Raw genomic sequence first — 11,034 nt, forward strand, 5'->3', positions numbered from 1 at the left:
GGCGCGAGCTTGGTGCAGCAGAAAGGCAGCTATTTGGGGCTGGCCGAGAATGCTTTGAGTTTGTTTGATGACGCTCTCTCGAAGTTTTTGAACACCGAAGCGACGACAGATTTTTTGCCGTCGCTTCGCCATTCCGCGAACTCAGTTCAGGACTTTAGGTAGGTGTCAAACCAATCAATGGTGCGGTCCCAGGCCAAGTTTGCCATTTCCTCGTCATACCGAGGCGTACTGTCGTTATGAAAGCCGTGGTTGGCATTCTCGTAGATGTAGGCCTTGTAAACCTTATTGTTGGATTGCAGCGCAGCTTCGAACTCCGGCCAACCTGCGTTGATGCGTTCATCAAGCTCTCCCATCTGAATCAGTAGCGGTGCCTGAATTCTAGCCACATCCTCGGAGGCCGGTTGGCGGCCGTAGAATGGCACGCCGGCTGCCAATTCGGGGTAGGCCACGGCAATTGCGCTGACCACACCACCGCCATAGCAGAAACCTACAGCGCCAACTTTCCCAGTACAGTCTTCCCGGTTCAACAGGTATTCGAAGCCATTGAAGAAGTCATTCATCAGCTCGACCCGGTCGACTGTCTTCTGCAACTCGCGCCCATCTGCGTCGTTGCCGGGGTATCCGCCAACCGACGTTAGGCCGTCAGGAGCCAGTGCCATAAAGCCTGCTTTCGCCAAGCGTCGCGCCACATCTTCGATGTAGGGATTCAGACCGCGGTTTTCGTGTATCACGAGCACCCCGGGCAGGGGTTCTTCCACACCAGCGGGACGAACAAGGTAGCCTCGGACATCACCCGTTCCGTTCGGAGAGGGGTAGGTTATGTAGTCTGCGTGGATATCGGGATCGTTGAACGACACCTGCTGTGCCAGCGCATAGTTCGGGCTGAGCATGTTCAATAACGCGGCAGCCGTTAAGCCGCCAACCGCGAATTTTCCGGCGCGGTCCAGAAATTGGCGTTTGGTGATCTTTCCGTGCGCATAATAGTCGTACAGATCCAGCAGTTCCTGATCGAAGTCTTTTGCTGTCATGCGAGTCATGGTCAATCTCCTGATGAGGTGGCGATTCAATCCGTGGGATACTATCAGTTCAAAGGGTTATGGTTTGTTCGAAGTTCTAGGCAGGTCGGCTAAGATATTGCCGTAGCGGGTTCCTTCTTCGTGTGCTGATCGCGCAGAACGTTCTTTTGGACTTTTCCCATGGTGTTTCGTGGCAACTCTTGGACGAGTTCGTAGCGACGCGGATGTTTGAAGCGCGACAGCCTTTCCCTGATGATTGATGCAATCTGATCCGTGTCGAGTTCTACGCCTGGCTCAGCAACCAGAGCGGCAATGATCTCTTCCCCGAAGTCGTTGTCAGGGACGCCAAAGACTGCCGACTCCAGTACGCCATCGATGTCGTTTAAAACGTCTTCGATTTCCTTGGGGTAGACGTTGTAACCGCCAGTAATGATGAGGTCTTTTGAACGACCTACAATCGACAGGTAGCCATCCTCGCTGTATTTGCCCAGATCCCCGGTGATAAAGAACCCATTCTCGCGAAGTTCTGCAGCGGTTTTTTCGGGCATCTGCCAATAGCCTTGGAAAACATTAGGGCCGCGTATCTCGATCATTCCAACCGCCCCTCTGGGCAGTTGCTCACCGGTTTCAGGATCAGTGACGATCACCTCGATGCCGGGCAATGCCATGCCAACAGTTCCTGCGCGACGTTCGCCAGTATAAGGGTTCGAGGTGTTCATGTTTGTCTCGGTCATACCGTAGCGCTCCAGGATGCGGTGGCCTGTGCGCGCTTCGAACGCCTGATGGGTTTCGGCCAGCAATGGGGCAGAGCCCGACACGAACAACCGCATGTTCGCCGCCGTCTCTTTGGTGAAACCGTCATCTGCCAGCAATCGAGTGTAGAAAGTTGGGACGCCCATTAGAAGGGTTGAATGCGGTAATTCCTCCAAGATCATTCCAATGTCGAATTTTTCCATCAGCCGAACCTCGGACCCGGCGACTAGTGACGTGTTCATCGCCACGAAAAGCCCGTGCGTGTGAAAGATCGGCAGCGCGTGAACCAAGCGATCGTTGTTTGTCATACCCCACAAATCCGCGAGAGCTTGTGCATTGGTCAAAAGGTTCTGGTGGCTCAACATTGCGCCCTTAGAGCGACCCGTGGTTCCCGACGTATAAAGCAAAGCCGCAAGGTCGTCCGGGGCGCGATCAACGGTTTCAAACTCGCGGGGCTGCGCGTCAGCTTGGCGGCTTAAGCTTGATATTTCACCGCCAAGGGTAAGCAGCCTTGCGCCATACCGATCCGCCAATGTTTTGATCTCAGCTTCGTCGTTGTCGTCGCAGACGATCACCGCAGGCTGGGCGTCAGATGCGAAGTAGTCCAATTCTGCCATTGTGTAAGCAGTGTTTAGCGGCAAATAGACAGCACCTGCCTGAACTGAAGCAGCATAGAGTGCAACCGTATCGGCCAACTTTGGGGCCTGCACAACGATGCGGTCGCCAGGAGAAACTCCACTTTTCTGCAAAACATGCGCGATCTGCGCAGCGCGTTTCAGAAACGCGTCATATGACACTACTTTTCCGTCATCGAGTAGCAGGAACGGAGCCTCGTTTCCCGCGTGGTGGGCAAACAAGCTGTCATAAAGTGTGTTAGTCACGCTGGATTTTCCTCTGGTCTGGGCGCAAGTACTGCGGTTGAAGCCGCGCGCACGGAACGCGAGGTTTCGATTGTGGCGTGCGTCACAAATTCTTCGTGGTGACGTTCAGTCTTTTTTAAGTCGTAGAGGTAATTGACCATTGCGCCGCCGGATTGGTATCGTCCGTTCTGTGACGGATCGGCCCCGGCATGCAGTTCGTGAAGCTCGGCTCCATTGCCCAGATGAAAGCGGGCCACTGGGTCCAGCGGCATCCCATCTTCGCGCTTGGCGTGTAACAGGTATCGGGCGGCCATCGCCCGCACGTCCTGCGGAGGGGCTGTTCCCGCAATTACGGCTTCGGCAGCATGGCCATGCTCGGAATGTCCTGTTTCGCCAGCTAACCACCGGTTCATACCGGGTATCGGAGACAAGGTCACAAATGTGTCGAGGCCCGGAAGCTCTCGCGAAAGTTCGGTCACAACCTGTTTGATCAGCAGGTTTCCAAAGCTGATTCCCGTTAGCCCCCTTTGGCAGTTTGAAATTGAGTAGAATGCGGCGATTTTGGCCTGTTCTGGTTCGATCGGTTCTCGAACTTCGGACAAAAGCACATCAATCGCGTTCGGAATTTCAGTCGTCAAAGCAACTTCGACAAAAATCAGCGGTTCATCCGGCATTGAGGGATGAAAAAATGCAAAACAGCGACGGTCGGGCGGGAAAAGCCGGCGCCGCAAGTCGTCCAGATCATGAATCTGATGGACGGCCTCATACGCGACGATCTTGTCCAGAACGCGGGCTGGTGTATCCCAACTGATTTGTTTGAGGACCAGAAAACCCCGGTTGAACCAGCTTCGCAGTAAATGCACGAAATCTACATCTGTGCGCTTGAGTTCGGGGTTGGATTTGAGAAAACGCAACAGGTCAACGCGCATTGCCACAAGCTCTTGCGTCGCGCCGGAGGGTTGATTCAGACGGCGCAGCAATTCTTGCCGTTTGGGTTCGGCCGCCTCGCTAAGCCTTTTGTACAGATCGACACTTCTACACTCGGCATAACGACGCGCCGTCTCAGACAGTTGATCCGCGTCTAACTCAAGCTGATCATTCAAATAAGCGAAGAAGTCCAGTTTTTCCGGGTCGTCCAAGGTCTGGTATCGATCCAGTATCGTTGATGCGAGTGCGAAACCTGATACTTCACCTTCCGCAGACAAGAGTGCTTCACATAGCTCCAAGATGGATCGCTTGTCATCCTTGCCCCGCTTTTTGCCGGGGCGGTCGAACAGCTGATTAAGCAAATCGCCCAGAAACCAGTTCCGCTGCATTTCACGAATCCATCTGACTGCTCAGATACTCACCAGTTCGACGGTAATGATCGATCAAATGCCGCGTTGCGCTTTCTGCATCGCGATCCAGTGCTGCGTCCAGTATTTCCTGATGTTCTGCGTTGATATCACGTTTTTTGTAACTCGACCCGCCAGCCGCCAGATATCGATAGCGGATGTTCAGGTCGTAGAGCTGCGAGCAATACCGCAAGAGTAAAGGAAGCTTCGCATTGTCCAACAAGGCCATGTGAAACGCCTTGTGTGCGTCTTCAAAGTCGAGTGCCCCTTTTTGGCTCGCCTTTTTCATATGGTGGTGCCGCAAAACAAGCCTGTCTTCCCAGGCTGAGTTTGCATTGGCGATGGACTTGCGCAACGCGGTTTCTTCAAGATTGCATCGCAACATAAGGATTTCCTCGAAGTTGCATTTGCTTACTGGTGCAGCCCTGAAACCGCGCTGGTCAATTCGTTCCACCAACATATCCGATGTCAAAAGGCTTAGTGCTTCGCGAACCGGGCTTGCGCCGGTGTCCAGCATCCCGCGGAGCTGTTCGATCTTGAGCTTTTGACCGGGCGGCAGCTCGCCAGTCAGGATCATTTCGCGCAGTTTTCGATACGCACCATGAGTGGCGGATGTCTCTTTGCCCTCGGTATCAAGCATGGCATCCATGTCTGGCATTCCCTTCTTCGTGGCGCAGTCTATTGGGAGCTCTTAGCTGAGCGTGCTCGTTCCAGTCGATAGTCCGATTGAGATGTTCAGCGAGCCCTCGTTTATTAGCCATCGCCGAAGTACAAAGCTGCGTGCCCCGCTTTTGTGCATCGGGTCATCTTCTGCAAGCTTTCGGGCGGCTTCGAGACTGTCGGCCCTATAGATGATGAGGCCAATGCCCTGCATATGCTCGCCGGTTTCATCCGACATGGGACCTGCAAAAGCCAACTGCCCCGAATGTTCAAGCTGCGCCTGATACGCCAGGTGATCTGGCAGTGAAGCTTTTACATCTTCGGGCGCTTTGGCTGGCGTGCTCAGCGCGACGTAAAGCTCCAACGCAAGCGCACCGCGGCTTTTTGCTTCTGATTTGTAGTCTGCCCAAGCAACCATTCGCGGCCTCCAAAAATATCGATATTATTTGACATATGGCAAAATAGTCGGCAAAAATCAAGCAAGCTAACATGGAAGGTGACAATGAAATACCTGGTGGGAGAGACTTCGGAAGGCACAGCGGTTTTTGCCGTGAACGGTGAAAACGCAGTGAATCTAACGGCTTTGGACCCTGCCGTCGGTTCCGATTTGATGGGTTTGATCAGCAAGCCTGGCCTGGCCGACTCGCTGGCTGAAAAAATCACCTCGGCAGATAGTGTGCCGTTATCCTCAGTCACACCGGCGTTGCCCGTGGCGTCACCCGGCACGATCATTTGTATGGGTTTGAACTATACGGATCACATCAAAGAGGGCGGCTACGACATCCCCGAATATCCAACGCTGTTCATGCGCGGTAAGAATTCGATCATGGCGGCAGGCCAGCCTATGGTGCGGCCTGCGTGTTCTGAAAAACTCGACTACGAAGCCGAACTAATGCTGATCGTTGGAAAACGCGGCCGCCATATCTCGGAGCAGGACGCGCTGGATTATGTCTTTGGCTACACTGTATTCAACGATGGTTCGCTGCGGGACTATCAGCGCAAAACCGTTCAGTGGACGCCCGGCAAAAACTTTGATGACACGGGCGCGATCGGTCCTTTCACCGTGACGCCGGATGAGTTGCCGGAAGGGGCATCAGGTCTGAAGATCGAAAGCCGTGTGGGCGATGAAATCCTGCAAAGCTCGAATACGGCCAACATGATCTGGGGGGTCCGGCAGGTAATTGCGACGATTTCGGAATATACCACTTTGGAGCCGGGGGATCTGATTGCGCTGGGCACGCCGCCTGGTGTGGGACACGCCAAAAAGCCCAATCCCCGTTGGTTGAAGCCCGGCGAAACCGTAGAGGTCGAGATTGAAGGCATTGGAATTTGCGCCAGCCCAGTCATTGACGAAAAAGACGCCAAGTCCAAGGTGGCCGCAGCATGACCGCACCAACCGGGGCAGAGCTGGAAGCACTTCGCGCCAAGGCGCAGCAAGATCATCGTGATCTGCGCGAGCGCATTCCGCGTTTGTCCGACGATGCAATTGCCTTGATCCTTCGCGAGTCCAGGTCTCACTATGCTTGGACCGACCAGCCAGTTTCTGACGATCTGCTCGAAGAGATTTATGACATCACGATCAACGGCGCGACCAGCATGAATACGCTGCCCGCCCGCTTCGTTTTCGTGAAAAGTGCCGAAGGAAAAGAGCGGCTTGCCAAGTCGTTGAAGCCAAAGAACGTTCCAAAAATGATGGATGCGCCGGTCACGGCGATCATTGCCTATGACATGGACTTCTGGAAGGAATTGCCTTTTCTTTTCCCGCACGAAGACCGACGGCCATTGTTTGAGAACAATCCCGAATATGTAGCCGATACAGCGTTTCGCAATGGAACGCTTCAGGGCGCTTACTTCATGATCGCCGCCCGAGCAGTAGGGTTGGATGTCGGTGCGATGTCAGGCTTTTCGAACAAGATCGTCGACGAGGAGTTCTTTGCAGGAACAACGCTCAAGTCGAACTTTTTGTGCAATTTGGGCTACGCAGATGAAACGGGACTTTTTCACAAGCTGCCTCGCTTCCCATTCGAAAAGGTTTGCTCTTATGCATGAGGAGGTGACCCAGTGGCCATGAAATTGAAACCTGTCGTCACGTACCGCACGACAGCTCAATGCCCGACGCACGCGCGTACCGAAATTCCCATTCGTGATTTGGATGTTGTCGTCGACGAACCGGTCGAACGGGGCGGAACAAATCTTGGCCCGTCTCCGACCGAAACCGCGATGGCAGCGCTGATCGCCTGCACCAACGTCATTGGGCACAAGAATGCGCACCGTTTGGGAATTGATCTTGGCACAGTGACGATAGACGCGAAATGCAGGTTGGATCGGCGCGGCGTCCTAATGGAAGAAGAGATCGATGTTCCGTTTCCGGAAATCGTACTCACCGTAAATTGTGAAACACCCGCCAGTCAGGAGGAGCTGACACGCGTGGGTGAGGAAACGGCCAAATACTGTGCCATCGCAAAGCTGTTCGAAGCGGCAGGCACTGACCTGACCGTCAACTGGGTCAAAACAAGCAGCTAAAAGTCAATAGACCCGACTTTCTGGGAGGAGAGAAATGAAAAACTGGACCAAACGCAGCCTTGTTGCGGCTGCTGTGGCAAGCGTCATGGCGATGCCTGCTAAGGCGGAAGAGACCATTTCAGCCGTTGTGATTGATGGGTACCCAGATCGGGCCCTATGGGTGAAGGAATTCACCAATTTCTTCATTCCAGAAGTGGACAAGCGGCTGGCTGAGTCCGGTAACTACAGGATGAATTGGCAAGAGAACTATGGCGGTTCGATCGTCAAGCCGAAGGGTGTTTTGGAAGGTGTCCAGCTTGGCCTTGGAGATATTGGGATCGTCACAACGATCTTCCATTCTTCAAAGCTACCTAGTCAGGGTATCTCGGGGTCGACGCCTTTCGTTGCATCCGACGCCCGTGCTGTGGCCAAAGCCGTGGATGAAATCGCGCGTGAGTTCCCGGCGATGCAAAATGAGTTTGCCGCGCAGAACCAGGTTTACCTGGCAACTGGCGTCGTGCTCGATACCTATCAGGTTTTCTGTACAGAGCCGGTTTCGGCTGTTTCAGATCTGGAAGGCCGGAAAGTGGCCGGAGCTGGACTGAACCTCAGATATCTTGAAGGCATCAAAGACGCGGCCGGGGTACGTGGTGGCCTGACCGATTTCTACAATATGCTTCAAACTGGCCTGGTCGATTGTGCGATGCTTTGGCCGGAGGCTGCCAAAACATTCAAGATCGCCGAAGTAGCTCCTTACATGCTCAAAGCTGACTTGGGTGCGGTGAATTCCAAGACGATAACTGTGAATTCTGACTATTGGGCAAAGTTGCCGGACGAAGTCAAAGACGTTCTTAAGGCCGTTGCCATCGACTACCGTGATCATGTGGCCGGTATCGCTATGGACCGCGCCGCGGCCTCAAGGGATGCCTATACCGAAGCCGGCGGAACGATTGTCGAAGTTTCGGACGAAGAACGAGCGGCTTGGGCCAACGCCATGCCAAATGTTGCACAGGAATGGGCAGCCACCCTGAATGAAAACGGAGAACAAGGCGACGCGATTTTGGCCGCTTACCTCGGCAAGCTGCAGGACGCGGGTTTCACCGGAGTTCGTGACTGGACGGCCAAATAACTGGCTGGCGATCCACGAAAGGGGCCTTTCATGCTGAAGACCGCAGTTGCTGGCTTGTCGCGGGTCGCCAATTCGCTTGCAATCGCCGCCAACGCATTGGGTACGCTTGTCGTCCTGGCGTTGGTGGTCATTCTGAATGTTGACGTCATTGCGCGGGGCCTGTTTTCGGCCCCACTACGCGGAACCTACGAGATGGTGCAATTCTCGGTCGTGATGATCGTGTTCCTGCAGCTGGCCGATGTGGTCAGAGTGGATCGATTGACGCGCTCGGACGGGTTTTTGAACCTGCTACACCATCGTCGCCCCGGTCTGACAGCCAACCTGAGGCGCATCATCAACGCGATTTCCGCAATCTTCATGGCCCTGATCGCTTATGTAACCTTCCCAGAATTTTTTCATATGTGGGAGACACAGGACTACTTCGGAGTACCGGGTCTTTTCACATTGCCTTGGTGGCCGGTCAAACTGGTCATCGCGTGCGGTACTGCGCTTGCCTGCGTGATCTTCCTGCTCAAGGTCGTCACGGCGCAGGACCGCCCGCAACTTGTCCGCACCCCAGAGCATGACGAGGCTGCAGAATGACCCCGATCGAGATTGGCCTGATCTCGGTCATCGCCATCGTCTTTCTGATTTACGCGGGTGTTTACATTCCTATCGCTCTGGGTGTGGTCTCGTTCGTGTCGATCTGGCTGATGCGGGACAACTTCACGCTTGCGCTCAACCTGTTGAAAGTGGCGGTTGGCGATAGCGCGATGGAGTATAGTTTTGCGACCATCCCGCTGTTTACCTTTATGGGGCTCATCGTTTCAAAAGCGGGACTAGGTAGGGATATTTACGAGGTCATGACCATGCGATTTCGCAAGGTCAAAGGCGGTATCGGAATGGCGACCGTCGGAGCAAATGCCGTGTTTGCGGCCGTTACCGGGTCGTCCATTGCGTCCGCATCAGTGTTCACCAAAGTCTCGGTCCCGCAAATGATGGCGCAGGCATATAATCCACGTTTTGCGGTTGGGGTTGTAGCCGGGTCTTCGGTCTTGGGGATGATCATCCCGCCGTCGGCAATGCTGATCATCTATTCCTTCGTGGCCGAACAATCCGTTGGGGACATGTTCCTGGCGGGGGTCATTCCAGGGATTATGCTGGCAATCGCTTATGTCGGCGCGATTTGGGTCATGGGGCGCTTCACCCCAGCTTTCGTCGGTGGTCGTGTTGTTGAAGACACCGAGTGGATGTCAGGACGCGAGATCGCCTCCAAGACACTGCCGACACTGTTCATCATTACCATCGTGCTTGGTGGTATCTACACGGGTTGGTTGACGGCAGTAGAAGCAGGGGCCGCCGGGGCTTTCGTTGCGCTAATCATAGCGGTTGCCCGCAAGTCTATGTCTCCGCGCGCATTCTGGGACGCGTTGCTGGAAACCGGGCACATCACGGCGGCGATCCTGTTCCTGATTACGGCGGCTTCAATATACAGTCGAATGCTGGGACTGGCGGGGTTGCCCAATCAACTTCAGGACTTGCTTGCAGGGAATTCCGCGTCCTTTTGGTCGATCATGCTGCTTTATGTTCTTCTGATGCTGTTCCTGGGAACGCTGCTCGACACGGCGTCGATCATTCTTATCGTTGTTCCGTTGTTCCTACCTATGGCCGAGGCGCTGGATATGTCGCTGATCTGGTTCGGCATTATCACCGTGGTCGGAGCCGAAATCGGGCTTTTGACACCGCCTTTAGGCATATCCTGCTTTGTCATAAAATCCACGATCAACGACGACCGCATATCACTCAAAGACGTGTTCATGGGCGCACTTCCCTTTGCGTTTGTGATGCTGATCGTTCTGTTCATTCTGATCGAGTTCCCGATCCTCAGCCTTGCCCTGATTTAAGGAGGCCAAGATGCGCTCTGTCACCAAAGACAATATCACTGACGTCTTCATGGGGTACCTGTCCAAAGACTCCGATCCACGAATGCGCGAGATCATGGGCTCTCTGGTCAAACACCTGCACGATTTCGCACGGGAAACCAACCTGACGCATGACGAGTGGCGCGCTGGGATTGCGTTTCTGGAAGGCTGCGCCGCGGTGGAAACCGAGGATAGGCATGAATTCGTGCTAGCCTCGGACGTGTTGGGCCTGTCGTCATTGGTTGACATGCTGCATTCCAGCCCTGACGCGACCAGTTCGTCTGTGTTGGGGCCGTTTCACGTCTCAGGCGCACCCCCGCTGCCGATCGGTGGCGATATGAAACGTCACTACGGCGGGCCGGTCCTTCTTGCTGAAGGCGTGGTCCGGGATACAAAGGGCAATCCGATTGCGGGTGCCGAGCTCGACATCTGGCAAACCGCACCAAACGGGCTCTACGCCAGTCAGGATGAGGAACAGGATATCTACTCTTTTCATGGCTTGATGACGGTCGGCTCAGATGGCCGTTACGCTTTCACCACGGTCAAACCAGTGGAATACACGGTGCCATCTGATGGGCCAGTCGGAGACATTCTGCGAGCCTGTGGTCGCCATCCCTGGCGACCGTCGCACCTGCATTACATCGTCAAAGCTCCCGGTTATCGCACTTTGGTGACCGAGATATTTCCCGACGATGATCCCTATCTGGATGAAGACACGGTGTTTGGCGTGCGCGACGATCTGGTGATGACATATGTTGAACGCCCGGCTTCTGAATTTCCTGATGGCATGGAGCTTTCTGGTAAGATCCATGAACCTTTCTTGCATGTGAATTTCGACGTGACGCTTGCCAAGGACTGATTGATAGATAGGAGGCTTGA

The 11,034-nt window shown here is 54.4% G+C and carries 12 protein-coding genes; 7 read left to right on the forward strand and 5 right to left on the reverse strand.

Features of this window, described 5'->3' with window-relative positions:
* Positions 1 to 146: 146 nt before the first annotated feature.
* From yghX to GOW72_RS10430, 5 genes are all read right to left on the reverse strand, one after another.
* Positions 147 to 1,037 (reverse strand): YghX family hydrolase, encoded by an 891-nt coding sequence (gene yghX / locus GOW72_RS10410; RefSeq protein WP_170366807.1) that lies wholly within the window; start codon positions 1,035 to 1,037, stop codon positions 147 to 149.
* Positions 1,038 to 1,126: 89 nt separating this feature from the next.
* Positions 1,127 to 2,650 carry an AMP-binding protein gene (locus tag GOW72_RS10415; RefSeq protein ID WP_170339960.1) on the reverse strand — a complete coding sequence of 508 codons (1,524 nt, stop codon included), beginning with the start codon at positions 2,648 to 2,650 and terminating at the stop codon, positions 1,127 to 1,129.
* A complete protein-coding gene (locus tag GOW72_RS10420) occupies positions 2,647 to 3,945 on the reverse strand; it encodes a malonyl-CoA decarboxylase (protein ID WP_170366808.1) in 1,299 nt (432 codons plus the stop codon). The genes GOW72_RS10415 and GOW72_RS10420 overlap by 4 nt, the downstream gene beginning before the upstream one ends.
* Position 3,946: 1 nt before the next feature.
* On the reverse strand, positions 3,947 to 4,612 hold the full coding sequence (locus GOW72_RS10425) for a GntR family transcriptional regulator (RefSeq protein ID WP_170366809.1): 666 nt from the start codon (positions 4,610 to 4,612) through the stop codon (positions 3,947 to 3,949).
* 42 nt (positions 4,613 to 4,654) lie between these two features.
* A complete protein-coding gene (locus GOW72_RS10430) occupies positions 4,655 to 5,041 on the reverse strand; it encodes a YciI family protein (protein WP_170366810.1) in 387 nt (128 codons plus the stop codon).
* Positions 5,042 to 5,125: 84 nt separating this feature from the next.
* On the opposite strand from GOW72_RS10430, the gene GOW72_RS10435 reads away from it, so the two are divergent.
* From GOW72_RS10435 to GOW72_RS10465, 7 genes are read left to right on the forward strand one after another with little or no spacing between them, the layout of a single operon-like run.
* Positions 5,126 to 6,010 (forward strand): fumarylacetoacetate hydrolase family protein, encoded by an 885-nt coding sequence (locus tag GOW72_RS10435; protein ID WP_170366811.1) that lies wholly within the window; start codon positions 5,126 to 5,128, stop codon positions 6,008 to 6,010.
* Positions 6,007 to 6,672, forward strand: coding sequence for a malonic semialdehyde reductase (locus tag GOW72_RS10440; protein ID WP_170339949.1), 666 nt, complete (start codon positions 6,007 to 6,009; stop codon positions 6,670 to 6,672). The genes GOW72_RS10435 and GOW72_RS10440 overlap by 4 nt, the downstream gene beginning before the upstream one ends.
* Positions 6,673 to 6,690: 18 nt before the next feature.
* Positions 6,691 to 7,146 carry an OsmC family protein gene (locus GOW72_RS10445; protein ID WP_170366812.1) on the forward strand — a complete coding sequence of 152 codons (456 nt, stop codon included), beginning with the start codon at positions 6,691 to 6,693 and terminating at the stop codon, positions 7,144 to 7,146.
* Between the two features lie 34 nt (positions 7,147 to 7,180).
* The gene (locus GOW72_RS10450) at positions 7,181 to 8,254 is read left to right on the forward strand and encodes a C4-dicarboxylate TRAP transporter substrate-binding protein (RefSeq protein ID WP_170366813.1); all 1,074 of its coding nucleotides are present in this window, start codon (positions 7,181 to 7,183) and stop codon (positions 8,252 to 8,254) included.
* 30 nt (positions 8,255 to 8,284) lie between these two features.
* Positions 8,285 to 8,836, forward strand: a complete 552-nt coding sequence (locus GOW72_RS10455) for a TRAP transporter small permease subunit (RefSeq protein ID WP_170366814.1) — start codon at positions 8,285 to 8,287, stop codon at positions 8,834 to 8,836.
* Complete coding sequence (locus tag GOW72_RS10460; protein ID WP_170339327.1) at positions 8,833 to 10,137, forward strand: TRAP transporter large permease; 1,305 nt, start codon at positions 8,833 to 8,835, stop codon at positions 10,135 to 10,137. The genes GOW72_RS10455 and GOW72_RS10460 overlap by 4 nt, the downstream gene beginning before the upstream one ends.
* A 10-nt stretch (positions 10,138 to 10,147) precedes the next feature.
* A complete protein-coding gene (locus GOW72_RS10465) occupies positions 10,148 to 11,014 on the forward strand; it encodes a dioxygenase family protein (RefSeq protein WP_170366815.1) in 867 nt (288 codons plus the stop codon).
* The last annotated feature ends 20 nt before the right edge of the window (positions 11,015 to 11,034 follow it).

Origin of the sequence: Ruegeria arenilitoris (assembly GCF_013032855.1) — a bacterium.
GTDB lineage: Bacteria > Pseudomonadota > Alphaproteobacteria > Rhodobacterales > Rhodobacteraceae > Ruegeria > Ruegeria arenilitoris.

Excerpts from the sequence above, each read along its gene's own strand:
- GOW72_RS10450 (WP_170366813.1), top strand. The coding sequence starts at position 7,181 with ATGAAAAACTGGACCAAACGCAGCCTTGTTGCGGCTGCTGTGGCAAGC.
- yghX (WP_170366807.1), bottom strand. The coding sequence starts at position 1,037 with ATGACTCGCATGACAGCAAAAGACTTCGATCAGGAACTGCTGGATCTG.
- GOW72_RS10435 (WP_170366811.1), top strand. The coding sequence starts at position 5,126 with ATGAAATACCTGGTGGGAGAGACTTCGGAAGGCACAGCGGTTTTTGCC.
- GOW72_RS10460 (WP_170339327.1), top strand. The coding sequence starts at position 8,833 with ATGACCCCGATCGAGATTGGCCTGATCTCGGTCATCGCCATCGTCTTT.
- GOW72_RS10465 (WP_170366815.1), top strand. The coding sequence starts at position 10,148 with ATGCGCTCTGTCACCAAAGACAATATCACTGACGTCTTCATGGGGTAC.
- GOW72_RS10440 (WP_170339949.1), top strand. The coding sequence starts at position 6,007 with ATGACCGCACCAACCGGGGCAGAGCTGGAAGCACTTCGCGCCAAGGCG.
- GOW72_RS10420 (WP_170366808.1), bottom strand. The coding sequence starts at position 3,945 with ATGCAGCGGAACTGGTTTCTGGGCGATTTGCTTAATCAGCTGTTCGAC.
- GOW72_RS10425 (WP_170366809.1), bottom strand. The coding sequence starts at position 4,612 with ATGGATGCCATGCTTGATACCGAGGGCAAAGAGACATCCGCCACTCAT.
- GOW72_RS10445 (WP_170366812.1), top strand. The coding sequence starts at position 6,691 with ATGAAATTGAAACCTGTCGTCACGTACCGCACGACAGCTCAATGCCCG.
- GOW72_RS10430 (WP_170366810.1), bottom strand. The coding sequence starts at position 5,041 with ATGGTTGCTTGGGCAGACTACAAATCAGAAGCAAAAAGCCGCGGTGCG.
- GOW72_RS10455 (WP_170366814.1), top strand. The coding sequence starts at position 8,285 with ATGCTGAAGACCGCAGTTGCTGGCTTGTCGCGGGTCGCCAATTCGCTT.